This is a genomic window from Leptospira sp. B5-022 (assembly GCF_000347035.1).
GTDB lineage: Bacteria > Spirochaetota > Leptospiria > Leptospirales > Leptospiraceae > Leptospira_B > Leptospira_B cinconiae.
The window spans coordinates 471,871-497,500 of record NZ_ANIJ01000047.1; the positions used below are offsets into that span (position 1 = coordinate 471,871).

Sequence of the window (25,630 nt, forward strand, 5' to 3'; positions counted from 1 at the left end):
ATTTATGAACGAATCACTGATCCATTTGCAAAAAGAAGGCAAACTGGCAATCCTGGAGATCAACCGCCCTTCTGCGCTAAACGCATTAAACGAAGAACTATTAAACGAATTAACTAGCGAGATAACCAACTTAGAAAAAGATCCTGCTATCCGAGTTGTGATCATAACCGGTCAAGGAAAAGCCTTCGTAGCCGGAGCGGATATTGCTAAGATGAAAGAGTTAAATACAAGCGGGGCTGAGAAGTTTGCCTCATTGGGACAAAGCACATTCGACAGGATCCAGAAGAGTAGACTTGTATCGATCGCGGCAGTCAACGGATTTGCATTGGGCGGAGGACTGGAACTTGCGCTTGCTTGCGATATTCGTATCGGTTCCGAAAAGGCAAAATTAGGACTTCCCGAAGTTTCTTTAGGGCTAATCCCTGGATTTGGCGGGACCCAAAGACTTGCGAGATTGATCGGTTATGGAAGAGCTGCGGAACTTATCTTTACCGGAGATATGATCGGTGCGGAAGAAGCTTATCGTATCGGTATATTAAATAAACTTGTTAAAGACGGGGAAGATTTGATCTCCACTGCTAAAGCGACTGCGGAATCCATTCTCAAAAAAGGACCAATCGCTGTCTCTACGGCCAAATCCGTCATCCTGAACGGATTAGACATGCAGTTATCTAAAGGACAAGAATTCGAGAAAAAAGAATTTTCCAATCTATTCTCCGGAAAAGAATCCAAGGAAGGAATGGGAGCATTCTTAGAAAAACGTCCTCCTAATTTTTGAGGGACCATGAAAATTTTTAGATTTTTCTTACTTTCTGTTCTATTCTGCCTTCCGATGGCGGGTTGGGGGGAGTATAATTCTCCCTTATACTTAGAAAAAACCACCATCTATATAGGGGAGCATGCTTTGCTTGTCGAGGTTGCAAACACCGACGAATCCAGACAAAGAGGATTGATGTTCCGCAAAAAGTTAGGAGAGAATGAAGGAATGATCTTCATCTTTCCGAATGAGGACTACCTTTCTTTTTGGATGAAAAATACCTTAATTCCATTGAGTATCGGTTATTTTTCAAAAGATAAAAAGCTCATCGACGTTTACGAAATGGCCCCGAACCAAACGCAAGTATTGTATCATTCTACCCAAAAGGTAATGTATGCGGTGGAAGCGAATCCTAGATGGTTTGCAAAACGCGGACTAGGAAAAAATTCCGTTTTAAAGATTGAATCTAGATTTATAGCCCGTCCCTAAACTTAGGGTATCGATACGTATTTAATCCGGGAATAAATAGCCTGAAAGGTTATTATCGGAAAGTGATCCGCCCTTAAAATCGGGGCGGATCTTTTGCACGTCAGGTCGGAAGAATAGACCCGGCCTTTATATTAAAGGGATTCTGCCGCTCTTAATTGCAGATCCTGCAAACTTTGAGCTTCAACTACTTTAGAAGATTTTAATTTACCTTGCTCGGTAAGTTTTAAGATCACTTGGGATCCGACGGATTGCGATGTAACTTCGATCTCGGAAAGATTTCCTTCTCTCTCTACGAAAAATTTACCGGGTTGAGAACGAAAAGCGGTCAGGGTTTCCGATTTCCCTTCTTTAGAAACTGCAGTCAGATCCAATCTGGAACCGAAATCGGTATAAACTAAAGTCAGTTTTTCTCCGTCTTGTTCGAAAGATTTTGCGAATCTTCCTTCTTTATCGTACTCGTTTAATCCTACCGGGTTACTGCCGGACCAGAACTCGATCAGGTTGAAAAGAAGAAAGTCGATAAATCCACCGATTGCCATTAAAAATCCGAAAGGAATGTAGAACAGAACCGTTTTTACGATTTTTGCAAGAAGGCCGCCGCCCACATTGATCCCGTCGTTGGCATTGTAGAAAACTCTTACAAGTGCGAATTTTCCGAAACAGTTCGCCAAAGAACCGAAGCTAGCTCCTACCAGGACCAAGGTCAGGATGATTTTTTTTAAAACGTTTTTCACCATTGAAAACGGAACTCCTTTATATGAATGGAATGCGAAACTACGAATAAAGTATGGAAAAAATCTTGCAAGAGATTTACATTCTTCCTTTCGTTTTGTGAGATAAAATCTTGACTAAAAGGTTTCCGGCCTAGAGCGACCCGATAAAGGAAAGAGAATCCCTTGACCTAGTTCCTGTCTCGGTATTTCTGGACCGAAAGACGGTTTATAAATAATAAAGTCGTTCTTTGGGGCAGATGCCCGTAATTTAGGGAACCTACGTGATCTTTCCCACACTGGAATTTTTTCTTTTTTTCTCCTTCGTATTTGTAACCCATTGGTACATTTTACCGGCGCTTATCCCGGAGCCAAAGTTACGCAAATCGTCTATCCATATCTTCCTGCTCATCATGAGTTATATCTTCTATATGAGCTGGAACTGGAAGTTCGGCGGTTTGATCTTATTATCCACCGTAATCGATTTCTTTTTAGCGGACCTGATCTTCGAATCCAAGGACCAAAGTTTCCGCAAGAAGATGATCGTAATCAGTCTGGTATTGAACCTTGTATTCATTTTAGGTTTTTTTAAATATTACGGTTTCTTGAGCGAAAATCTGAATGCGTTCTTGGTTACTTTAGGTTTCCCGAGTTTATTCCCGATTCTTAAAATTGTTCTTCCTGTTGGGATTTCCTTCTACACCTTCCAGAGTTTGAGTTATACGATAGACGTATACAGGGGGGCGATTCCTTCCGAAAAAAACTTCATAAAATTTGCTTTATTCGTATCCTTTTTTCCTCAATTGGTGGCAGGACCGATCGTTACCGCCAAAAGTTTTTTACCTCAATTACAAACCGAGAAAAAGATAGAAGATATACCATTCAGAAAAGCGATCCGTTATTTTCTAATGGGTTATTTTAAGAAGGTCGTATTGTCGGATAATATTTCCCCGATCGCGGATCTGATCTTTAAAAACCCGGATGCCTATTCTACGGAGGCTCTATGGTTGGGAGCATTTCTTTTCTGGGTCCAGGTTTATTGCGATTTTAGCGGTTATACGGATATGGCCTATTCTGCGGCGCTGCTTTTAGGTTACGAGTTACCAGAGAATTTTAGAATGCCTTATATTTCTCAGTCGGTTACGGAACATTGGAGAAGGTGGCATATCACTCTCTCTAGTTGGCTTAGGGATTATGTGTATATCTCTCTGGGCGGGAATCGTGTGGGACTCTTCCGCCATAGATTTAACGTTTGGTTCACGATGTTCGTGGGAGGGATTTGGCACGGAGCCAATTGGACCTTCCTGATCTGGGGTTCTATCCAAGGCGGATTTCTATTAATAGAATCTGTATTAAAAGAATGGAAAGCGAAATTATTCCCGAACCTAACCGTTCCCGATTCTTGGGATAAATTATTAACCCCCGTTAGAGTTCTATACGCAAGTTCGGTGGCAGTCACCTTCGGGGTGATCTTCCGTTCCGCAAATATAGAATCCGCTCTGAAAATGATCCATGGAATGTACGTATATCAGAGCGGGGAACTGAGACCTTATATGTTAAAACAAGGGATCCCTGCGATACTTTGTGTGATCATTGGACATTATCTAGGTTGGCTGATTTACGAAAAAGGAAAGGAGTTGAAGATCCCGGCTTGGTTGGAATTTTCTCTCTATCCTTTGATCGCATTTTGTTTTGCGGTCTTAAGTCCCGACGGAGAGATCCCTTTTATTTACTTCGATTTCTGAAAAAAGTAAAACGCTGGACACTTGTCGAATTCGTTTCTACTTTGAACCCTTATCGATGAGCGACCCCGATCAAAAACCTAGGAGCCCAAGATTTTATCCCAGAGATTTCGATGAGTACATCGTGCAGGTGGATTCCGGGCTCATTACCTTGGAAGGAAAACTAGGCAATATTTCCGAGTCAGGTATTTGCATTTTAATGAGTGGAGAAGATCTGCCGGGCTCCGTTCCGATCGAAGGTTCTGTCATCGAAAGAAGAACCGGTAAACGGTTGGAATTTTTAGGGGACGTAGTTTGGAAAATCCCGAAACAGGTAGATTCTAAACAAAAGTTCTTATATGGGATACGCTTTAGAGATCCTTTGGAATTAACTGAGTCCCTAATACTCATCAATCTTTCCTTAGAAGGTTAAAATCCTAAAACCGCATACGGTTGCACAGACTTCTTTACGTCATATTTTTATTGCAAAGGCCAGGGAAGAGCCTACCTATGTCGTAAAGGCTTCTAATGATCGAAACCGATAATCCTCATCGCAAACAAACCGTACGAGAAAAAGAAATCCAGCTTCTAAAACGGATCAAAGAAGGGGATGACAAGGCATATATAGAACTTACCGGCCCTTATCGGGAGAGATTGTATAGAAAAGCTGTCTCCATGGTAAAAGACGGGGATGACGCAGAAGACATCGTCCAAGACGCCCTGATCTCAGGATACCGTTCAATACGCAATTTTAGGGCAGAATCCGGGGTTTATACCTGGTTGTACCGGATCGTAGTTAATAAATCCAAGGACCTTCTGGCCAAAAGGAAACGAGCCCGGGAGAATTCCATGGATGATTCCGAGTTTCAGGTCACCGATGATCGTATTAGCTTCGAAAAAAAAGTAGAACTTTCCGACGAGAGTAACTATCTAATCAACAAAATAGGTGAGCTTGAGGATATATATAAAGAAGTCATCGAGCTCCGGTATTTCGAGGAAATGTCCTATTCACAAATAGCAGAGATCCTCGGAACCAATATCGGAACAGTCAAAAGCCGGCTCTTTAAGGCAAAGGAATTTTTGAAACATCTGATTATGAAAGATGGGAAGGGCGAAGGCTTTTTTAGGTAGTAAGGTATGGAAAAACAAACAAGTAAACAGCAGAGCACGAGATTCGGATTCTCGGCAATTTTTCAGAAAGAAGATCCGGATCTTGTTAAATTAGAAAATTCTTTAGTTCGAGCAGTCTCCGAATTAAGAATGGAACAGATGAAGGATATCCGTCTTTCTAAGGATTTCGATCTTCGACTGCAGAATCTCCTCAAAGATGTCCGATTCGATGAAGAAACCTCCTGGTCCAAGTTTTCCCGCAGTTTTGTCTGGAACCGTTCCTTCCAATACTCCCTTAGCGCAGCTCTTGCAATCTTAGTTCTCGCAGTAACAGTAGGCCGATTCTCTTCTTCCAACGAAACAAGTTTGGCAGAAAGATCGGGAACCCTAACCGTCGGTGAAGACCGCGAATTCGTGGATCTTCCTTCTTCTGCAAGAGTGGATGTGGATCTGAATTCACGTCATCTTCTGGAAATTTCCAGAAATCCCCAAGCTTCTAAAACCTTAGGTGCGTTAGAGCAATACTTTATCGAAAAAGGGGATTATAGAACTGCTCAAGAGATCCGTCAAGTTCTGGATTCCACTTCTAAGTAATTTTTTTCGCACAGAGCGCACTGAGAACACAGAGGTTTTTCGTATGAAAGTTGTCTCTCTGTGAACTCCGTGGTCTCCGTGCGAACCTCACACCTTCAATCTTTTATGGTATAAGTTCGGATCTAAAGAATCCAGGATACGTTTTGCTTCCTGGGCCACTTCTCCATACAGGATAGAAGTTCTGGAATCGAGTAAGGCGCAGCAGAGTTGGATCATTCTGCACTTTACCTTAAATTCCGTTCCACCTTTACGTAGCCCTAAAGAATCGCGAAGTCTGAACAATTCGGAACGATACGCTTCCAATTCCTTATCGCTCATTTTACGGATCTCTTTGAATACTCCTCTTTCTAAAAGAAGAACAGGCAATGCTTCTTTGAGTTCAGCTTCTTCTTTAAATTCCTCTCTTAGGATCCGTATCGCGGAGAAGATAGGCTCTGCACGAACGGATTCCAGTCGGATCGCACTCGGTTCTTTTAAAAAAGCCTCTCTGTAGAGTAGCAGTCCTTGCGCCTGTTGCCCACTTAGGTATGTACATTCTGCTCTAAAAAATAATAATTCGGGAGAGAATCTTTCCAGTCCGGAAGAATCACGTAATACTTCGGAAGCAAGTTCCGTATCTTCAGCAAGTAATAGTCTGTAAGCTAATTCCGCGATGAGTCCAGGAGAAAGCGATTGAATGCCTTCTTTTCTAAGTGCGATGCGCACTTGGTCCGTAGTTTCTTGTAGAATTGAACTCATCGCCGAATGATAGGAGAGTTCTTGAGGGAAGGATTTACTTTTATACACCGAATCGAAATCTTTCAGGAATTCCAATAAAAGTCCCGTTCTTTCCCTTCCTTCTTTTGTGAGATGGATCCGATCGATTCTATGATCCCAGAAGGAAGAAATATAAAACCCCGAGGCAAACTCGGGGTTTTCGGGGTCTTCTTCCAATAGGGAATCGAATAAGTTTCGGGAGAGCTCGAACTCTCCCTCGGATAAATGTTTTATCGCTTCTTCGTACTTCCTGTCTTGGTCCATCAATGAGCGGCTTTTTTGTCGTGGTGTTTACTTACTTGTTTTACGATCTTATCTTCTAAACCGTCTATGCAGGAATAAATATCTTTGTCTTCATGTTGTGCGTTAAACTTGCTTCCGTCTGCGGCTAAATTCAGATTAGCGCTGATCAGTCCATGAACCTGTTCGAATGAAATTTCCATCGAAACCAATTTTTGTATGTATTTAGAGACTCGTTCTAACTTTTTTCCGGCATAATCTTCTGCCGTTCCGGAATGATCTAAATTTTTCCAATTAAAAACGATTTTCATGTAAAGCCTCCGTGTTCTCTATTTATGGCTTCTTAAAGTTTTATCATAGCATGGATGCGGCTCAGAAAAAACTAAAGAAACGTATTTTGGACGGGGAAAGAAAGGGAGTCATCCCAACCCAGGAATTCCTGTAAGATTAGGATGGAAAAAAACGGAGTCAAATCAAAAAAAGCGCCCGCCCCGAAAGGGGCGGACCAGGGAAGTTAGAACTAGAGATGGGATGATTTCCTAGCGCTTCTTAGTCCTTGTTTAGAGTCAGGCTTGGCTATTTCGCAAAAGCCAGGCTGCATGCTTCCTGGTATTTTTTAAGACCTTCTTCCTCTGCGTGGAGAGCGGAATCAAGGTCACCAATCTTTTGGTATACATGGATAACTTCTTTAATGTTCTCTAAAGCTTGGCAGGATTTGCCGAGACGGAATTCGGAGATGGATTTTAGATACAGGACTAGAGCGTATCCGGAACTTTCCTTATCACCGATTTTTGTTCTCACAGCTAAGGACTGATCATAAAAAGCGATTGCACCTTCATAATCCCTGGTTTTTTGTTTTAGGCTTCCCAGGGCAGTAAGCTTATTTGCCAGCTGGACTTCTGTCTCCGGTGTGTAATTATTGAGCGAACTCTCTAACACATTGGTTTCAGGTTCTGCATAAATTGCAGTGGAGATGCTTAAAATTAAGGCAATTTTAATTATTCTGTTCATCTTTTTATCTCTCAGCCAGGGCTTTGTATGATATAGTGCAAACGCCGTGCCAAGTTTCTGGGAAAAACTAGATTTTTTTTTTAATTTTAGGTGGGGATTTTCTGGGTAAGTGGCTGGCACACGGAGCTCACAGAGAACACGGAGATAGGAAATACGGTTGGAATGTGATTAGGAACTCCAATATGCGATTCTAATTCCCACGATAGGAGTTCCTACAATTTAATTTTGCGACCTAGTGTCTTTGCGTGAACCCCACCTCCGTGGTCTCAGTGCTCTCTGTGCGAGCCAAAGTACATGGATTCTAGGAGATTGTTTCGAGAAGTTCTAGATCTCCATTTGAATCGTTCGTCTTTTTAGCCTGTTCGAATGGGTATTTGAGATTTGTGAGGCTTGCGATCTCGTGCATACAGTCATGGAGGAAATCTTCCGGGTCCATATCCCCCGTTAAGTATCTAAGTTTTCCAGCACGGACGATAAAGCTAGTCCTACGCAAGAATCCTCTTGGCTTATATTCCAATCCCAGGCATAGGACAGGAAGTGGCTCTTCCGGCTTTCCCACAATGAATCTAAATCCGCCCGGGCGACCCTTTCCCATTTTATAAGGAATCGTGGTTTGTTCCGGAAAGATCACGAGCATATTACCTTCGTTTAGTACTTTCTTAGCGAATAGTAGGTCGTTTTTACTTTTTCTAGGTTCTTTTCTATTGAGGGGGATTCCTCCACATTTTAGAAAATAGTCCATGTAAATGGGAGAAGCAAGGGAATCTTTCATGATCGCCCAGATATCCATTCTTCTATGATATAATGCTTTGGAGAGTCCCAACGGGATATCGTCGTTTCTTTGGTGTTTGGAGAGTACCAGGACCCTTCCGGTTTGAGGTACGTTCTCTAATCCATAAACTTCTGTTTTATAAAATAAGGAACCGTAGAGTCTTCCGAACCAGCGTAGGGCTTTCCTGGCTTTTTCGGAACTTCCAGGATGAGGCTTTTGTATTTTCTTCGATGACATTAGTAAATATGAGAGAGCTTTGGGGAGAAGGTTGCAAAATAGGGAAGGTATTTTCTTTACATTTTTATTTCACACGGAGTTCACGGAGAACACAGAGGAATGATTCGGTCCCTCCGTGCACTCTGTGTTCTCTATGCGAAACGATCTTTTTTCAAGTTATATGGTATGAAAACGGATAGCCTTACGCGGATTTTTTTTTTATACTCGTTTTGGAAGGTCTGCCGGATGGTCGCGCTTTCTTTTCTGATCGAGCGGATTTTTCCCTCATTCGGGGAGTTTGTGAGGAAAGTCCGGACACCATAGAACCGCGGGACCGGGTAATTCCCGGAGTTCGGGATCGTAAGAAACCGGATATGGAAAGTGCAGCAGAAAATATACCGCTAGTTTTCTAGTAAGGGTGAAATGGCGGGGTAAGAGCCCACCGCCGCTTTTGTAAAAAGGCGGGCAATGTAAACCCTCCCGGGTGCAATCTCGAATAGGCGGCCATCGTTGGTTCTGCAGGGCCGCGGGTAGAGAGCAAAGAGTCTTTTCGGTAACTGAAAGACCAAGATAAATGATCATCACTCGCAAGAGTACAAAATCCGGCTTATAGGTGGATCTTCCATGGCAATATTTCTATTAGGATTTATCCAACTTCAGGAGCGAAGCGAGTATAGGCAACCTTCCATAGAACTACTTAACAATTTTAAAAGCCTTCGCTTCTTGGATCTCTAAGATCGGATAGTTCTCCTTTGGGGTCAGTGGATCTTTGTGTTCCACGCGGAAACTTTCCGAAATGAAATTCAATTTCGAGCCTAAAATTTTTTCCGATTGGGATTTCACGATAACACTTAACCAGTCATATTTTAATTCTATTGTATGATCTTCTTTCGCTGTAAGTGAAATGGAATCTATATTTTCAATCGGGATACTGATTTCGAAACGTTCAGAATTTATAATGAACTTTTTTTCTTCCAATAGAATGGAATCTACAAAGAAGGTCCTGCCGTTCTTTAAGAATATTTTTAAAGTGGGAGTGAGATGAGACAGATCGGGAGAATTTTCGGCTGCACTTAGTTTACTTATTTGCGTTTTTTTCTCTTCCGGCTTTCGGAAAGAATTTAATATTATCTCTTTGACTTGTTTTAATTCTTCGGAAGCTTTTTCAACGTATTGGGAAATCGTATTCGCCAAGGCTCCCGTTTTATATAACTTTTTCGGATTTTCCGACGTGATATATGGGTCCTTTCCGGATAATTCTATGGTACGAAAATCTTCCAACGCTTCTTTATCGTTTAGTATTTCCGCGGTTTTTAAGGAATTTTCCGTAACGGCTTTATCCTTAAATTTAAATTTTCCGATAACCATGAGCCTTCGGTTGGAAAGAACGGAGGCCTTGTCTTTGCCGCCTGTTTTTATGATGTTGGTGTATTTTTTTACGGCTTCCGGGATCTCTCCTTTTAGTTCGGTGCAACGGGCCCGCATATATTGTTCATTTCTGGTTGGATTTCGGATATTATCCAGATATTTTAAGGTTTCCGAACAATCTCCAATGGAAAATAAATAGGAGATTTTTTCGGAGTTTGTTCCCTCGGATTTGAAGGAAGTTCGAATATCAAGATTTTGTAATAATAAGGAAAGTAATAATTCTGCAGTTTCCGAATAATGTGTTCCGGGATATTTTTCTATTGTCTCTTTCAGTTTTATGACCGCATTCTCCAATTCTCCTTTTACCGCTAAACAAAAACCCCGATGTAGGGATACGAATGCCGCCTCGTCCGTTTGGACGTCTAATTTTTTTTCCAGAGACCGATATTGTTCATCCGCTTTATCGTATATCCCGCTTCTTTCCATTTCGAAAGCGAGTTGAAGATAGAATATTTGCTCTAGGTCTTCCTCCAAATGGATCGGGGGTTTTAAGGTTAAAAATCTGACGACATTGGCGATCCATGTTCCGGATCTTTCCCATGGTGACAATGACAGTCTAAGATTTTCAGGGGATTCGTTTAGGATGGAACTTTCTAATATTCCTGTGACGAGTTCCTCTTTAAAATTTTCCGAATTCAAAAATGTAAGACGAACTCTGGATTTTAAAACGACCGATGCCAAGTCGTAATTCATGATCCTTTCTTTTAATAGTAGATACCTAAGCTCTAAAATTTTCGCGTTCCCGATCCAATAGGCCGATATCGGAAAGAAAACGATCACGATCAAAATGGAGATAACGTATGCGGAACGTTTCATTTCGGGATCTCAAAAGCGAGTATGCTCACATCATCCCTGAATCGGACGGCGAATTTTTCGAATTCAAAGGAAAGTCCGTCTACGATCTCTTTGCAGGACTTGTTCTTGTTCCGTAAAAAATATTCTTGTACCCTATGTAACCCGAATTCGGTTCCTTCGGCTCCGACCGTTTCGACTAAGCCGTCCGTATACATCAGTATCTTATCTCCGGGAGCGAGTTTTATTCGCTCTAACTTATATGAATATCCAGTGATGGTTCCCATAGGTGGGCCGGAAGTGGGTATGGTCCGTATTTCATCCGTAGAAGGTCTTAAGATCAACGGTTCATTATGAGCGGCATTACATAATTCCAAGGTCCCGTCGGGATATAATCTTAAAAGAAGGGCGGTTGCAAAGAATGATGATTGTAGTTTTGTGCCGATCAGATCGCTTAATCTGCTTAATGTTTTTTCAGGAGATTCATATTTTAAGGAAACCGCATCCGTAAAAATCCCAAGTACTACCGTGACCAACGCGGCGCTAACCCCGTGGCCGGAGGCATCTGCCAGAAAAAAATATTGGGAGGAATCCTTGCCGGAGCCTAATCTGTAAAATTTGTATAAATCTCCGCTAACCTCTCGCAATGGTTTATAATATATGGATAGGCCGTAACGTTCCATTCTGGAAAGTGTAATCTTGTTCGGCAGGAACATCTGTTGAACTTCTTTGCCGATCGCTAATTCCTTGGAAATTTCTCGATTTAGTTTGGTGATCCTCTCCATGTTCGAATCTATCTGAGACGCCATCGCGTTGAATGTTTGTCCTAAATCGTCCAATTCGTCTTGGTTCTTGAAATTCCATACAACTCTGGAGCTTAAGTCTCCCGTATACATCTTATGGCTGGTATTTTTTAGTATTCCTATCTTTTCGAATATTCTCCTATACAAATAATATCCGAACAGTCCGTGGAAAACGATTCCCCAAAAAATTGCGATCCCCATCTGCGCGAATATATGTGTTACTCTTTCTTGGATCGAAGGAAGGGAGGCGAATCCCAACAGATACAAAGGTTCTTTTTGAACGGATCTAAAAGGAATGAGAAGGCGGATCGAAAAATTCGTCTCGTCTAGGTCCACCTTATACGGAGTTCCTACAAAATTTCCGGAGGAATCGGCTAATTGTTTTATCTCGGAGATGATCTCCGGAGAAATATTCTCTTCCGACGGTTGTTTCGGTTGGGCTATCCAGATCTCTCCGTTCTCGTCGAATACTTTGTAGGAGTTGGTCCCTAAAAATTTTAGATTTCTTTCGAATAGGTCGTAAGACGGAGCTTCCCCTTTGGACAATTGTATCAGACTTAATTCCTGTAGGAGTTTTTCCGCTAACGTTTTGGATTGGAATTTAAAGTTTCTTAAAAGTAGATCGGATTGATTTTCGAAGATCATCACCGAAAAAAAACTGATGTTTATTGCAGCTAATAAAGAGTAGAATAGCCCAATCGTCCAAACAAGTGAAGTTTTTTTGGCATCCACTGCCGGGGTGACTACAAAATTTTGTAAAAGCATGATTGAGCAGTTCTCCTTTTATTTTTGGATCCATTGAAACCGGTTTTTTAAATTTTCCCGTAGGCTACTCGGCGATATGTAGTTTGAACGCGTTTTATAAAAATGGAATGCGTTTTAAACGCTTACATATTTTTAAACGATCTCCTTCTTCTCCTCCTCATTTTGCGACCTATTTGCATAATTTCTATTTTTTAGTAAACTATTAATAGTTTTTTGTCCGATGAAAGTGTTCGTTTGTTATAAAACGATCTTGGGAGACGTAATTATGGGATTGGTATTTTAAGTAAATGTACATTAGAAAAATGGAAATAAATAATTTATTAAGCTTATTTTATGATTTCGATCGACGGTTTTGTTTGAAAAATTTTGGGATTTTGTTTTGAAACATTCTATTTCTAATTACTTAGGATTAGTTTTACGTGATTTGTTATATTAATATTTTCGTGTATTGTTTGATGTTCCGAAAAATTTGTAGAAAAACGGACGACTACTTGTTATAGTGCGTTTGTTTTTCGTTATACTTATTTTCTCTCTATTTGGAAATAAATTATAAAAAAGGAATATATTTGGCATGTTTGTCCGTGTTCGATCGATCCTTCCTCGAATTTCCGGATACGTATTGTTCGGTGTTTTTCTTTTTCAAAGCTGTACTATTTGGCCAAGTTTGACCGCTCTGGCGGGGATGCAGGCTGGGGGCGGCTCGGGTATGAATCCTTTTCTTTTTCTTCTATTCGGAAAAGGGAGTTTAGAACGGATCGAAATATATTCTCCTTCCGGATCTTTTGCGAAAACTTCCACACTCTCTTTAAAAGCGACCGCAATCTATACTTTCGGGGAACGAGAAGACATAACGGAAAAGGCTAACTGGTCTTCTTCTGATCCCTCAATCCTAAGTTTCGGCGGAATCGTTCCCGGGCAAGTGCTCGGTGCCGAGATGGGTAGAGCAAGAGTAAGGATCGGGTTTAAGAATTTTACCTCCGAAATGGAATTAGAAGTAACTAGGGCTCCCGTTACTTCCATCACGATTACTTGCCAAAATCAGAATACCGATTTGGCGATCGGTGTAGTACGTCAATGTTCCGTCACAGGAATATTTGCTGACGGTACGAGTCAGGATTTAACCGGAGATCCCGGACTTGCCGTAACTTCCGGGAACGGATCCATTCTAAGAGTATTACATAATCCGAATAATGATCCAGATACGATAGATATAACCGGGATCCGGGCGGGAAATACCCAGCTTAGAGCGAATTATAGGGGAATTTCGGCATCTATTACCGTGAATGTAGTGGATACAAGTTTAGTTTCTATTCAGATCACTCCCGTGGATCCTCCGATCGGACAAACTTCCGGTAACGGACTTCCCAAGGGAAGAAACATGCAATATATCGCAACGGGTTCTTTTGCCGACGGATCTTTCCAAGATATTACAACGATTGTATCGTGGAGTTCGGATGATACGAGTATTGCGGATATAAACGATACCAGCGGTTCCAAAGGATTATTAACTGCGATCAGTTCCGGCAATACGACCATTAGAGTTTCCGCACCTCCTAATTTGGCAGGTGGGACGGTCATTACCGGATCGGCGATCGTTTATATTTCCGCGGCTGTTTTGGATCGGGTCGAAATTTATGCAAGCGGTCAAAATCCTTTGCCTTCGGTCGCGAAGGGTAGGACCGCTCAACTGACCGCCATCGGCGTGTATAGCGATACAAGCACCCAAAATATAACAAATTCTGCAACTTGGAGTTCAAGCGTTACTTCCGTGGCGACAGTAGATAATGCGGGAACGATAGGTCTTGCACATGCGGCAGATATAGGTTCCACTACTATAACGGCTCAATATTCCGGTGTAAGTGGGACGGCATCCTTTACGGTTACCGCTGCAGTTCTGGAATCCATCCAGGTTACTCCGACAAATCCGAATGTAGCCAAGGGATTGACTCGTCAATTCACTGCAACCGGCTCTTTTTCGGACGGAACCACTCAGGATTTGACTTCTACCGTTACTTGGACTTCTTCCGTTACAAGCGTTGCTACGATCAATAATACGAATTCAGGAAAGGGACTGGCGAACGCTCTGAGTTTGGGAACCACAACAATTACCGCTACTTCCGGATCTTTTAGCGGAAATACCGTTTTGACCGTAAGTGCGGCTGCTTTGGTCTCTATTCAGATCACTTACAATTCGGTAAATCCTATAACGATACCTAAGGGGATCAATCCTCAATTGACTGCTACAGGAACCTATACGGATGGAAGTACTCAGAATATTACAGATTCTGCAAGTTGGTCCTCTTCAAACACATCCGTAGCACTTGTCGATAATTCAGGTTCAAAAGGTCTTGTGACAAGTATGGCAGTCGGACAAACCACGATCGAGTCCGTTCTAGGTTCCATTACGGGGACTGCGACTTTAACCGTAAATGCGGCCCAACTGATTTCCATTTCCGTTACCCCGGAAGAATGGATCTTAATTTCCGGAGAAAAATATTCCTATAGAGCGATCGGTACTTATACGGATGGTGTTAGGGAAATTACCGGGCTCGTTCTTTGGGAAATCATACTGGCAAACGGGACAAGCGGAAATGCGACCGTTAGTAATGACCCATCGACAAAAGGGGTGGTCACCGCCGTATTTAATACTACGCAAGGATACCCTTTGACTGCTCGAGCTAGTCTGGACGGTATCTTTGGAAATACGACATTTACTATCATAAGCGATACGGAGAGACCGATTCTTTTAAGAGCGCAGTACATCGATTCCACACATATACAAATAGAATATTCTAAAGTGATGTATGCAAATACCCAGGCAGGAGCACCGTATCGTTATAAATTAGTCAAATCCAGTGCGATCACATCAATGGAAGATTCTAACCAGGTCCGCTGTTCGGATAACACAAATTACACGGCTTCTTATCCGTCTCCTGATTCGATCGCTATTTCTTCTCTCTCTCCGGCTACCACTAATTCCAGGGTATTCATTATGACTCTGGGGACCGCTCTTACGGCCGGGACAGAATATACTGTAATTGCCGATAAAGCCAGCCTTAGCGCCAGTTCAGGTGCATTGACTTGCCCGAACACAGCCGATTTTGTTGCGGCGGAGCAGATCAAATTGAAGTCCGCTTCTTGTGCAAATTTAAACCAGGTCATATTAGGTTTTTCGAAATCGTATCTAGGTGGAGTGGACGCCTTAGGTTCGGCTCTTTGCTCCAGTCCGACTGAATGTGCGAAACGTTATAAATTAAATACCGCTTCGTTGGGAGAAATCCAAAGCGCTGTTGCGTTAGACGGAACTTCTTGTGGAGGAGCAGCAGCGGATCCTAACAAGGTTTGTTTGTCCCATAGTAATATACAATCCGGAAGCCAATATTCTTTGATTGCGGCCAACGGAGTGAATGGGGACGGATTCGACAATTCTTCCTGGGGATCCATCAGGGATTCAGGAAACGGGGAAAATATACAATCTAGTCCTTTCGATAGAGTAAACTTTTTAGGATGCGGTTCTGCACCGATAAATTTTGACGACGGCCCTCTATTGTTTGATCCTTACGGATCCACTTTCGGGAATTTAGTGGATTATAAAGGAAGAATTTATAGCGGACCGAATAATGCGGGAAATGCTGCGCTCAGATTCAATTATGACGGTTCTAATCCGGAGCTGATCGGCTTTAGTCTTCCTCGTGATTCGGTTGCTTCTCCGGGTGGGGTAGGGATCCAAGCAAACGATTCTTGGACTTCCACAAATACAGCAAATACCGGAAACGGGGTCATTAAAACTCTCGGACATGCCGGATGTACTCCGAATTCCGCTGACAGGGCTTTGGGATGTGGTCCCGATAATGAAAGCGGCAGGGGAATTTTTGCGGTAGGATCTTTAGGGTCGGATTCTTTCCTGTTCGCAGCAGGGGCAAAAACACAACTGATCGCAGGACAATATTATTTCGGTGATTACGTATATTATACATTAGATTCCGATAATACTTTAAATTTCAAATATACGGATTGGGCCAATATAACCGGTGGAATTACCGCGGCACCTTCCAGTATGTTGACGTTGAACAATAGACTTTTGGTAGGTTGGGCGAAACGAAATTGGGATGGAAGTACCGCCAACGATTCTCCCGATTTCGGTTTTATCAGTTTTAATTCTGCGGATACGGATACCGGATACTGCATCGCCGGAAATAACTGCGACGCAAATACCGTCGCCATCAAGGGAAAACGTACGTATATTAATTATCTTCCGTATTTCGGAGGAACTGCGAATGGAGTGGCTCTCAATTCCTCTCCGAATTGGGGACATTATTTGGATGTTGATTCGGTATTTACTTTCAATAATTTGATCTATGCCGCGAATGGTGGAGGGCCTGCAATCGGGCATAACGGATCTATTATACGTTCGACTAGTCCGGATCCTACTACCCCTTGTTCCGCTCCGGATACTTGCGCTAATTGGTTGGAGGTCGGACCTAGAACAAATCAATACTGGCATAACGTGGAGAGTCCGACGGACAATCCGAGCAATAACTGGTTTTCCTTAGAGTTATATAAATTCTTCGATCTGATCCCGGGTGATAAGGCATTTCCAGCCTTTGCCGAATTTAACGGAAAACTTTATGTGGCAAGGAACGTATGTTTGGCGGATGCCGGAACAATTACCGGTTTTAGGACTACTCCATTCTCGGGAACAAACGGTTGTACGGGCGGAACCGACGACTCTAATCGTAGGGCCCAGATCTGGGTATGTAGTCCGGCCCTTACCGGAGCGGCAGACAGTTGCGAATCAGGCGATTGGAGTTTAATCGCAAATAACGGAAGCGGGAATGTTGACTTCGGAGATCCTACGAATCGGACGATTTCCATGCTGATCAAAAACGGTTCATATTTGTATGTAGGGTTTGATAATCCGGGAGGAATTAGGATTTATAGGACGAACTCGACTAATCCTAATTCCGCGAACGTTTGGTCTAAGATCGGAGCCAATGGACTCGGCGATCCAAGTAACGTGCAGCAGATCTTTTCGGCCATTTCGGTCTTCACATTCGGCTCGGATTTCGTTTATATCAGTACCGGAAAAGACGGAGTTCCGATCAGAGTGTATAGGCAGCATAATTGAAAACTGAAATTCGAGGGAGGATGAATTATATGATCAATCGGACTTTATTAAATATCCTTACTATGATCCTATTCGGTTTCAATTGTAGACATGCTTGGGTAACGTATCCCGCCATTCCGCCCGAGCCATGTTTGGCCTATGCGGAAAGTTCGGAATGTAAAACGGCTTTGGACCAACGGAAAAAAAATACCAAAGGAAAGGTAGGAGAGACTTTCAGCATGAAGGACCATTATTATCTAATGGGTCTTTTGCCGAATGAAAAGGTTGTAAATCTCGCTTCTCTTTGTCCCCAAGGACCTAAGTCAGTGCATCAGTTTATGACATTTTGGGACGTAGTATTAGAGCAATCGACACTCGGGATTTATTCTCCCCAAACTCTGGAAGTGGAGTGTTATCCATGGTGAAACAAATTCTTGTAATTCTGGTTTTGGTTTTATTCGGATGTCATAAAACCGTTCTTACGTTCCAAAAAGATTCCAAGGCTCTAGTATTTAAACCTAATACGCAAGAAGTGAAATCCGCCAGGCAGGGAAGTCTAGTGGCCGGATATTATTTCATTTCGGACCCCATAGAGTTCAGTTGCCCGAATCCTAAGGAAATTCCTGAAGTGAAAATTATCACCGGGGTTTGGGACTCCATTATTCACGGGTTGATCGGAGGGATTTATTCCAGTAAAACCCTAGAATCCTTCTGTGAAAAAAATTAGGTTAGCTGCCTTTCAATGGAAAAGGCAAAGCTAAGAAGAGTTTTTTCGCACAGATATTAGTAAGCACATAGAGTAGAAAATTCACGAAAAAAACAATTATGTTCTTAGCGTTTTTGTGTAAGTTTTAAAAATCCACCAAAAGTAAAAGACAAAGTTTTGTAAGAGATAGGATCTAAAATTACTGCACATAATTTTCACCGAGTGCAACATAAATCTCTTTTTACTGAAAATTCTTTCCTTTCCAGAATTGATCTCTTAGGTTTTTCTAGTTTTATGTCTAAACCGGAAAGATACACGTACAGTGTTCAGCAAAAAGTGGCTTGGGGTGATATGGATGCCTTTGGTCACGTTAATAATGTCGTCTATGCAAGATATTTTGAAACAGCGAGGGCTTCTTTTTTTAATGATATGCGTCTTTGGGAATCTCCTCAGAAACCTTTGGAAGGCGGACCGGTCCTTACTCATTTGGAGATGGATTATAGAAAGCAGGTACGTTTTCCGGAGACGATTGATATTTCCGTAAAATTGGAATCCGTTAAGAACAGATCTTTTTCTATCGTGTGTTCTATGTGGAATCAAGCAGGGGAATGCGTGTTGACTGGAAAAGCGGAACTGTTATGGTTTAATTTTTCTACCGGAAAACCGGCGGCGATCCCAGATGCCTACAAGGAACAATTCTTCCAACAAGATAAATAAGTCGTCGGCGATCACCAGCCTAAAGGAATTTCTCTCCGAGGAATCTCTTTCTAGATTTCGGTTTGCAATGTCCCTTTTCCTTTTTTTTGCGGGATTCGGCTTGTTGTTAGGCGATCTGGGAAAAAACGGAATCTCCGACCCGAAATGGATCCGGGGCACTCATGTTACTTTAATTTGTATTTCGCTATTCTTAAGTTTTAAATTCGAAAATTTTAAAAAATACTCCGAATCCGTTTTGCTCTTTCATTTCGCGGTAATGAGTATCCATTCCTTTTATCTTTTGTATCTGAACGGTCTGTATCTAGGTTACCTGTTCGGATTGATACTTGTCGTATTCAGCATGGGAGTTTCCATAAACAACCGGAGAGTGCTCATTCCTGTCCTGCTTATATTTATAGCGGTCGCATTTTTTGTCGGGATTCATGTGAAAGATCCTAAGATAGACGTCGGCATGTATTATTTCGGTCTAATCTCCTCGGGAATTTTGTCGGTACTTGTGATCGGTTTCAGAATGAGAACATTCGAGACATTATTGGAAGCGGATGTGCAGATGGAAAAATTCCAGATCAATATCGAGGAAGAATTATCCATCGCCCAGAAAACCCAAAAAAGTTTAGTGGATCTGGAATTTCCGGAGGCAGGAAATATTAGGATCTACTCTTATTTTAAACCTTTGGAAAGTGTAGGCGGGGATCTGATCAAAACGAATCTGGGGAAGGAAGGTGAGCTTGACTTTTTTTTCGCGGATGCGGCGGGTCATGGAGTTTCTGCGGCAATGGTTTCCGCGATGGCGGTGATGGCATTTAAAAGTGTTGCACCGGTTGCAGAAAGTCCTTCTAAAGGGCTAACCTTGATCCATGAGTCTTTGATGACCATGATCGGCGGTTTTTTTATCACTGCTGTCTACATGAGATTGGATAGAGAGAAAAAAAGCCTAACTTATTCTTATGCAGGACATCATCCCGCGGTCCTCATTAAGTCCGATGGCTCCGTACAAGAATTGACAGGGAAAGGAACCGTCCTTCTTGCACTTCCTAAACTATTCAATAAGGATTATGAAATTTTATTAGAGTCGGGAGATCGGGTGCTTTTGTTCTCAGACGGAATGTTCGAATTTTATGAAAGGGAAAAAGATTTTTTCGGATACGAAGCATTCTTGGATCTCATTCGGGATTATACATCACTTTCCGGTAGGGTATTTTTGGATTCATTAGGCGAAGCCGTTCTGGGATTACATTCTTCCGAATTAAAAGACGATATGACCATGTTACTTTTGGAAGTTCTCTAAATAAAAAAACGTCTTGCTCTTCTCGTAGAAAAAGTTAGTATCCCTTACCTATGTGTGATACTTTTGTGGCGACTCCGGATTCCACTTCTTCCGGAAAAATGATCTTCGGAAAAAATTCGGACAGAGAACCGAACGAGCCCCAATGTTTGGTCCGATTTCCTGAAAAAATATATAAGGAAAGTATTCAAAGACTTACCTTCATCGATGTCCCAAGTTCTAAAAAATCCAGAGAGATTTTGATCTCTCGTCCTCTTCATATTTGGGGAGCGGAGATGGGAGCGAATTCCAAAGGTGTAGTGATCGGGAACGAAGCGATCTTCACCAAAATCCGGATCGAAAAGAAGAATGATGGTCTGACCGGGATGGACCTTTTAAGATTGGGCCTAGAACGTTCCGATACTGCCGCGGAAGCTAAAGACTTGATCATAGAATATTTGGAAAGATTCGGACAAGATGCATGCGGCGGTTATTCGAATCGAAACTTCTTCTATCATAATAGTTTTATCATCGCGGATCCTAAAGAAGCGTATGTTCTGGAAACTGCAGATAGATATTGGGCTTGGAAGAAGATCAAAGGATTTTACGCAATCTCGAACGGTCTGACATTGGGATCGGATTACGACGGGCTTCATTCTCATGCGATCGATTTTGCAAGAGCAAAAGGTTGGTTGAAGAAGGGACAAACGTTTTCTTTTAAGGACGCGTTCTCGGATTCTCTTTTTACTAGTTTTAGTAAATGTAAAGTACGAAGAGAAATTGTAACCGGAGGGGGAAAATTTTTCGGATCCAAGTTAGGTGTTTCCGAAGCAATGCAAATCCTAAGATTGGAGGGTAAGGAGAAGGGAAGTGTTCCACTCACTATCAGCCAAGGAGGATTTCCTTCCAAAAGTATAGGGTTCTCTCCGGTCCGATCCGGGATGGGTTCCGTTTGTCTTCATGCAGGAGGACCTTTTTCTCCGAATCAGACTACTTCTTCCTTTGTCGCCGAACTGGATACGAATCCTATTAATTCTCAGTTTTGGGCAACAGGTTGTTCTATTCCATCTTTATCGATTTTTATTCCGTTCTCTATTCCTGGAAAAACTTTCTTAGAGGGAGATATCATACAACCGGGAACTAACCCCGATTCTTCTCTTTGGTGGAATCATGAAATTTTATATCGATTATGTTTAAAAAATTATGATAAGGCTGTTTCCGTCTTTAATGCGGAATTAAAGGAGAAGCAGGAAAAATACATTCGAAAAGTAGAATATACTTTGAACCTAAGCAGGAATCTCTCCCTGGATCCAATCACTAAAGAAGCTGCGGAGGAAGCGGATAAACTTTACAGAAAGTGGAGAACCCAAGTATTGGAACTTGCAGTAAGCGACGGTTTATTGCCGAACTTTTGGTCTTCTCCACTTTATAATCTGAGTTGGGCGATCTGGAATCGAAAGGCTAGGATCAATTCCAGAGTTCTTAAGGGGACTGATTTGCCTTACGAACCCGCATATTTATGAACTCCACGAGAAGGGAAAATGCCATAGAGAAATAAATATATCCTTTCGGAATATGGAAATGTAAACCGTCGGCGAACAACATGACGCCGATCATGATCAAAAAGGAAAGAGCCAAAATTTTCATCGTTGGATGTTCGTTGATAAAATCGCTTACCTTTCCCGAAAATACCAGCATGATCAAAAGAGAAATAACCACGGCGAGAACCATTACCATTAGGTTTCCCGAAAGACCTATAGCCGTGATGATAGAGTCCACCGAGAAAATAATATCCAGAATGATAACTTGCAAAATGACGTTAAAAAAGGAAGGAGATGGCCCTGTATCCAGATCCGTTCCTCCATCTTCCATTTTGTGATGGATCTCACTGGTACTTTTCGCGATCAAAAAAAGTCCACCACCGAGCATGATAAGATCCCTTCCCGTAACCGTAAAATTTCCCACTTGAAAAAGTCCGTTTGTTAGGCTCGCAAGCCAACTTACCGTAAATAACAACACGATCCGAAAACCTAAGGCTGCGACAAGACCGATCGTGCGGCCGCTACGCTGTTGTTCTTTTGGAAGTTTACCGACTACTATGGAAAGAAATACGATATTATCGATCCCTAGAACGATTTCCATTGCCGTAAGGGTCAGAAGAGACACGATAAGGTCTACATGATGCAAATCCATTGTAGAAAGAAATTCGTCTAAGGATTAGAAAAGCAATCGATTTCCTTTCCGGTATCGTAGAAGATTTGAAAGAGAGATGAAATTCCTACCGAAAGAAATTTTGGAATCCCAGGTCGAAGGACGAAATTTAACCGGCCTAAGTTTCGGGGATAATCTTCCGCAAAAACCTAGTTTAGTCGTATTCTTACGTCATCTTGGTTGTATATTTTGCAGAGAAACGGTCGAAGACCTTCGCGTTTTCAGTTCCGAAATGGCTGCATTCCCACCGATATTATTCGTGTATCCAGACTCAGTAAGAGAAGGAGAAGAGTTTTTTTCCAGATTCTGGCCGGATGCAAAAGCAATCTCCGACCCAAGCGCATCTTTTTATGAACGGATCCAAATACAAGAGGGTAACTTGATAGAATTGGCAGGTCCGGAGGTTTGGGTGAGTGCAGTAAGAGCGCTTGCAAAAGGAAATTTCTACGGAGTGCAGGGCAGACATTTACTTAGAATGCCTGCCGTATTCTTAGTTTTGAAAGACAGAATTCTTTGGTCTCATTCATACCGTCATATAGGAGATGAGCCCGACTGGAGTAAAATTCCAGGTTGTACACCTTTACCGACGGATGAATACGATCCGGGAATTTTACCGGCGTAAGCGAAAGCGCCTACGCCTTTGTTTAGAAAAGTAGATTATTTAGTTTTAAAGTAACTTTTGTCGGAAACGTAAACTCCGTATATATCCATTTTGTCTAAATTGGGTGTGTATCTTGCAGCATTCTGATCGATATTATTTTTTAAGAATGCTTGCGCCATGCCGAATATACCGCTATAACTGTTGATAATAAATACTAAGTTTGCTCCATTTTCAGCTGCTTTTTGCCGAATGAGCTCTTCACGGATTTTTTCCCTATATTGCTCTGCTTCCGGAGTGTTTCCCGCGTAATTATCTAATCCAAAACATGGCCAACCAAGAGGATTAATTATGTTGAATATAGGTACAGGAAGAAAGATCAACGGATTATTTCGACAGTATTTTGCTCTAATCCCTTCTTCTTCAGGCTTGATAAAATAAGGTTGGAAAGGAAATCCAGGAACTAAGACTATTCCGTTTTGTAATCTTAATTCGATCTTACCGATTAGTTCAATTTTATTCTGAAATTTAGTGTCAACCTCGTAATTTCCCTCGAAATTTCTCTTAATACCGGGGGGAAGGGCCTCTCTAAAAATGACCACGTTTTCCGGAAGAATAGCGGGCTTTTTATTTAGCGGATTTGCGATTATGAAATTGCCTGAAACGCTAGGTGCAGGGCAATTACTAAAGGTGAATAAGGATATAGCCAAGAAGAATATTTTGTAGGATAATTTCATGCGTTAACTCTTTTGCGGATAGAAAGTTGATTTTTAGACTATAAAAAGTCACATTAATGGTTTTATTTAAAAACGAAGGGATAAGGTCAATTGAAATTATACTATTTTTAGAGTTGGGCTGAAACGTATTTTATTCGCTAGTTTCTTTGAGGAAATACGCATCTTACGTTTGGGATAGATAATTTAGCAAGTAAGGCGTAAGATTTAATGAACTTTCAGGGTTTATTCCCTATTTTTTGAGGCATCTTGAAAGAGTTTAAAGTTTTTTAATTTATAAAGAAAGCCCCGATTTTAGCATCGGGGTCTGTGCAACTTAGTTCCTATTTCCCGGCGGAGGAGGTGGAAGTGCCGCCTTACACGAAGCGGATAACTTACTTTCGTTTTCTCTCATACATTTCATGTGAGCTGGTCCGCGTTCCACGTTTTTACAATATTTTTCCTCATCCGCAGCGCATGCTGATCTGAATTTTTCGAAACGAGAGATCATTTCGTTTACGTGACTTTTGCAAGTTTCGGATAATTTTGAAATATATTCTTTGAGGCAGCGATCCGTTTCCGGCCCTGGTCTGGAATCTTTACAATAAGTTTGTCTTTCCGTTTTACACGGGTCTCCTCCGGGAGGTCCTCCTGGACCGCCGTTTGGTTGAGAAAATACCGCTCCGGTCAATACGAGAGCTAACGTGGAATGTAGGATTAGTTTTTTCATTGTGTTCGTCCTCTTGCGGAAAATATTTTTGTCCCTTATATTTGTTTTCTATTGCGACCTATCTTCCTACGAATTCGTTTCATTTTGTATTTTTCATCCTTGAGTGATATTCATATCCGAATAAAGAGAATTTAAATATTATAAAAAAATTCTTATATCCTTTCTCGGGAACCTTCTTCTTCGGCCGGGATTAACTAGACGCAAAAAAATATCTCCATGATTCTTTTCTTCTGATTTGGGATTATTAAGCGAGCTGTTGGATACTTCCGCCCGAGGATATATCACAAGTCTTGCACTAGGATCGAGAAATAAAAAAATCCAAAAAAGTTCGTTTTAGCCGCCAACATAGTATCTAAGGCGAACGGTTCTATTTTAAAATATGTGGAAGATCGGGTCATCTATTCCGAAATCCGATCATGGAAAAAAACTCCGAAAAAGACAGACGACTCATCTCTTCCGTCGATTTTTATTTTAGGGAAGGGAATACCGAAAATTTCTTAAAAGAAGCCTGGATCTGGGCCTGGACTTTTGCAAAAGGAAAATACCATTTGGACGAAGACTCCTGCTCAGAGATCATTCTTAAATTGGTTTTGGATGCGGAAGAAGTGTTACATCTATTCAAAGAAAGAGGGTATTCCAATTTTCCCGCATTTTTCACAGCATATACTAAAAATTTAATATGGAACCAGAGAAGAAAAGACTTCCGGCTCAAGAAAAATGAAATTTTATCGGATGGTTTCGAGAGATTTTACGATCCAAGGTCGGAATTTACGAAAGAAATATTGAACCAAACCAGAGAGACTTCTCTTGTAGTCCGAAACATTCTTTCCGAAATGGATCCGATCTCCTCTCTCATTCTCAAGCTAAAGCATAGAATTCCTTTGAGTCTAAAGGAATTTAGATTATTCTATTCTAAACTTAAAAAGAAAAAATTAAAATTAAAGGATTATTTCGCCAAGGATATGGAGGAAGAAAGAAGATCCTGGCTCAGGAAAAAGGAACTAAACGAAAAACTTTCCAGGCTTTATCAAAATATGCAAATCCATCATTTTGAAAATTTGGAAAGGTGGAAAATTTCCAGAAGACAAATCGTCGAAGTCTGCAGTGCGGTAACGGGAGAAAAAAGTTTTAAAAAGATCGGCTGGTATCTGGGTTTAAGCGAACATTCCGTTCGAAAATCGTATTACTTCGCGGTATCCGAATTAAAAAGAAAGGAGGAGATCAAAAAGATCAGGTTCGCAGAAGCCGCTTAGTGATTAACTTTTTCCTTCTTCCGGTCGGATCGTAGGAAGGAAAAGTTTTCTTAAAAGTCTCGATTTGTTTTTAAGTCCGGAAATTTCCGCAATCATATTCGAAACCAATCTTTGTCCCGCTTCCATACCCTTGGTGACGGAACGATTCAAAAGTTTGGAACTCGTAG

At 41.6% G+C, this 25,630-nt stretch carries 25 protein-coding genes and 1 other RNA gene (1 of these 26 cut by a window edge); 15 read left to right on the forward strand and 11 right to left on the reverse strand.

The annotated features are described in order from the left end of the window. Positions 1–4 precede the first annotated feature (4 nt). Both LEP1GSC192_RS18380 and LEP1GSC192_RS18385 read left to right on the forward strand, forming a co-directional pair. Positions 5–778: an enoyl-CoA hydratase-related protein gene (locus tag LEP1GSC192_RS18380; RefSeq protein WP_020771291.1), complete on the forward strand. Its 774-nt coding sequence runs from the start codon at positions 5–7 to the stop codon at positions 776–778. 6 nt (positions 779–784) lie between these two features. After that, the gene (locus tag LEP1GSC192_RS18385; protein WP_020771452.1) at positions 785–1,246 is read left to right on the forward strand and encodes a DUF192 domain-containing protein; all 462 of its coding nucleotides are present in this window, start codon (positions 785–787) and stop codon (positions 1,244–1,246) included. Positions 1,247–1,377: 131 nt separating this feature from the next. Here LEP1GSC192_RS18385 and LEP1GSC192_RS18390 read toward each other — a convergent pair whose 3' ends face one another. After that, on the reverse strand, positions 1,378–1,983 hold the full coding sequence (locus LEP1GSC192_RS18390; RefSeq protein ID WP_020771454.1) for a DUF3332 family protein: 606 nt from the start codon (positions 1,981–1,983) through the stop codon (positions 1,378–1,380). A 257-nt stretch (positions 1,984–2,240) separates the two neighbouring features. On the opposite strand from LEP1GSC192_RS18390, the gene LEP1GSC192_RS18395 reads away from it, so the two are divergent. The 4 genes from LEP1GSC192_RS18395 (at position 2,241) to LEP1GSC192_RS18410 (ending at position 5,381) form a co-directional block, all read left to right on the forward strand. Then, entirely contained in the window at positions 2,241–3,701 is a 1,461-nt protein-coding gene (locus tag LEP1GSC192_RS18395; protein ID WP_036090940.1) for an MBOAT family protein, read from the forward strand. A gap of 55 nt (positions 3,702–3,756) precedes the next feature. Beyond that, positions 3,757–4,110: a PilZ domain-containing protein gene (locus tag LEP1GSC192_RS18400; RefSeq protein WP_036090943.1), complete on the forward strand. Its 354-nt coding sequence runs from the start codon at positions 3,757–3,759 to the stop codon at positions 4,108–4,110. A gap of 95 nt (positions 4,111–4,205) precedes the next feature. Continuing rightward, positions 4,206–4,808: an RNA polymerase sigma factor gene (locus LEP1GSC192_RS18405; RefSeq protein ID WP_020771118.1), complete on the forward strand. Its 603-nt coding sequence runs from the start codon at positions 4,206–4,208 to the stop codon at positions 4,806–4,808. A 6-nt stretch (positions 4,809–4,814) separates the two neighbouring features. Continuing rightward, positions 4,815–5,381: a hypothetical protein gene (locus LEP1GSC192_RS18410; protein WP_020771142.1), complete on the forward strand. Its 567-nt coding sequence runs from the start codon at positions 4,815–4,817 to the stop codon at positions 5,379–5,381. An 87-nt stretch (positions 5,382–5,468) separates the two neighbouring features. On the opposite strand, the gene LEP1GSC192_RS18415 is transcribed toward LEP1GSC192_RS18410, so the two are convergent. The 4 genes from LEP1GSC192_RS18415 to LEP1GSC192_RS18430 form a co-directional block, all read right to left on the reverse strand. Next, entirely contained in the window at positions 5,469–6,401 is a 933-nt protein-coding gene (locus LEP1GSC192_RS18415) for a hypothetical protein (protein ID WP_020771258.1), read from the reverse strand. Then, positions 6,401–6,688, reverse strand: a complete 288-nt coding sequence (gene hpf, locus LEP1GSC192_RS18420; RefSeq protein WP_020771476.1) for a ribosome hibernation-promoting factor, HPF/YfiA family — start codon at positions 6,686–6,688, stop codon at positions 6,401–6,403. The genes LEP1GSC192_RS18415 and hpf overlap by 1 nt, the downstream gene beginning before the upstream one ends. Positions 6,689–6,953: 265 nt before the next feature. Next, entirely contained in the window at positions 6,954–7,388 is a 435-nt protein-coding gene (locus tag LEP1GSC192_RS18425; protein ID WP_020771266.1) for a tetratricopeptide repeat protein, read from the reverse strand. Between the two features lie 301 nt (positions 7,389–7,689). After that, positions 7,690–8,397, reverse strand: coding sequence for a 1-acyl-sn-glycerol-3-phosphate acyltransferase (locus LEP1GSC192_RS18430; RefSeq protein ID WP_020771351.1), 708 nt, complete (start codon positions 8,395–8,397; stop codon positions 7,690–7,692). 213 nt (positions 8,398–8,610) lie between these two features. Between LEP1GSC192_RS18430 and rnpB the strand changes: the two genes are divergently transcribed. Then, positions 8,611–9,002: RNase P RNA component class A (rnpB, locus tag LEP1GSC192_RS19330), an RNA gene on the forward strand. Between the two features lie 67 nt (positions 9,003–9,069). Here rnpB and LEP1GSC192_RS18440 read toward each other — a convergent pair. Further along, on the reverse strand, positions 9,070–10,620 hold the full coding sequence (locus LEP1GSC192_RS18440) for a hypothetical protein (RefSeq protein WP_020771507.1): 1,551 nt from the start codon (positions 10,618–10,620) through the stop codon (positions 9,070–9,072). Continuing rightward, entirely contained in the window at positions 10,617–12,164 is a 1,548-nt protein-coding gene (locus tag LEP1GSC192_RS18445; protein ID WP_020771340.1) for a SpoIIE family protein phosphatase, read from the reverse strand. Before LEP1GSC192_RS18445 ends, LEP1GSC192_RS18440 begins: the two co-directional genes overlap by 4 nt. A gap of 706 nt (positions 12,165–12,870) precedes the next feature. Here LEP1GSC192_RS18445 and LEP1GSC192_RS18450 point away from each other — a divergent pair. The 6 genes from LEP1GSC192_RS18450 (at position 12,871) to LEP1GSC192_RS18475 (ending at position 21,481) form a co-directional block, all read left to right on the forward strand. Next, positions 12,871–17,292 (forward strand): Ig-like domain-containing protein, encoded by a 4,422-nt coding sequence (locus LEP1GSC192_RS18450; protein WP_232421117.1) that lies wholly within the window; start codon positions 12,871–12,873, stop codon positions 17,290–17,292. 29 nt (positions 17,293–17,321) lie between these two features. Then, positions 17,322–17,696 (forward strand): Bor/Iss family lipoprotein, encoded by a 375-nt coding sequence (locus LEP1GSC192_RS18455; RefSeq protein WP_020771210.1) that lies wholly within the window; start codon positions 17,322–17,324, stop codon positions 17,694–17,696. Beyond that, entirely contained in the window at positions 17,690–17,998 is a 309-nt protein-coding gene (locus LEP1GSC192_RS18460) for a hypothetical protein (RefSeq protein ID WP_020771362.1), read from the forward strand. Before LEP1GSC192_RS18455 ends, LEP1GSC192_RS18460 begins: the two co-directional genes overlap by 7 nt. Before the next feature lie 273 nt (positions 17,999–18,271). Continuing rightward, a complete protein-coding gene (locus LEP1GSC192_RS18465) occupies positions 18,272–18,694 on the forward strand; it encodes a thioesterase family protein (RefSeq protein WP_020771459.1) in 423 nt (140 codons plus the stop codon). Positions 18,695–18,761: 67 nt separating this feature from the next. Next, entirely contained in the window at positions 18,762–19,982 is a 1,221-nt protein-coding gene (locus tag LEP1GSC192_RS18470) for a PP2C family protein-serine/threonine phosphatase (protein WP_232421119.1), read from the forward strand. 50 nt (positions 19,983–20,032) lie between these two features. Further along, a complete protein-coding gene (locus LEP1GSC192_RS18475; RefSeq protein ID WP_020771112.1) occupies positions 20,033–21,481 on the forward strand; it encodes an acyl-CoA--6-aminopenicillanic acid acyltransferase in 1,449 nt (482 codons plus the stop codon). Here the strand turns inward: LEP1GSC192_RS18475 and LEP1GSC192_RS18480 are convergent. Further along, positions 21,441–22,151, reverse strand: a complete 711-nt coding sequence (locus LEP1GSC192_RS18480) for a TerC family protein (RefSeq protein ID WP_020771516.1) — start codon at positions 22,149–22,151, stop codon at positions 21,441–21,443. The two genes, LEP1GSC192_RS18475 and LEP1GSC192_RS18480, sit on opposite strands and share 41 nt — an antisense overlap. A gap of 76 nt (positions 22,152–22,227) precedes the next feature. Here LEP1GSC192_RS18480 and LEP1GSC192_RS18485 point away from each other — a divergent pair, with 76 nt between their 5' ends. Continuing rightward, positions 22,228–22,791, forward strand: a complete 564-nt coding sequence (locus LEP1GSC192_RS18485; protein ID WP_020771215.1) for a SelL-related redox protein — start codon at positions 22,228–22,230, stop codon at positions 22,789–22,791. A gap of 35 nt (positions 22,792–22,826) precedes the next feature. Here LEP1GSC192_RS18485 and LEP1GSC192_RS18490 read toward each other — a convergent pair whose 3' ends face one another. Beyond that, on the reverse strand, positions 22,827–23,504 hold the full coding sequence (locus LEP1GSC192_RS18490; RefSeq protein ID WP_020771174.1) for a hypothetical protein: 678 nt from the start codon (positions 23,502–23,504) through the stop codon (positions 22,827–22,829). 313 nt (positions 23,505–23,817) lie between these two features. Further along, the gene (locus LEP1GSC192_RS18495) at positions 23,818–24,210 is read right to left on the reverse strand and encodes a hypothetical protein (protein ID WP_020771269.1); all 393 of its coding nucleotides are present in this window, start codon (positions 24,208–24,210) and stop codon (positions 23,818–23,820) included. A 416-nt stretch (positions 24,211–24,626) separates the two neighbouring features. Here LEP1GSC192_RS18495 and LEP1GSC192_RS18500 point away from each other — a divergent pair, with 416 nt between their 5' ends. Next, entirely contained in the window at positions 24,627–25,463 is an 837-nt protein-coding gene (locus LEP1GSC192_RS18500; protein WP_020771455.1) for a hypothetical protein, read from the forward strand. Positions 25,464–25,466: 3 nt separating this feature from the next. Here LEP1GSC192_RS18500 and LEP1GSC192_RS18505 read toward each other — a convergent pair whose 3' ends face one another. After that, a protein-coding gene (locus tag LEP1GSC192_RS18505) for a patatin-like phospholipase family protein (RefSeq protein ID WP_020771202.1) crosses the window boundary here: on the reverse strand, positions 25,467–25,630 show its final stretch. It continues 847 nt past the right edge of the window; 164 of the gene's 1,011 nt are visible here — the last part of the coding sequence; the start codon falls outside the window, past its right edge; its stop codon occupies positions 25,467–25,469.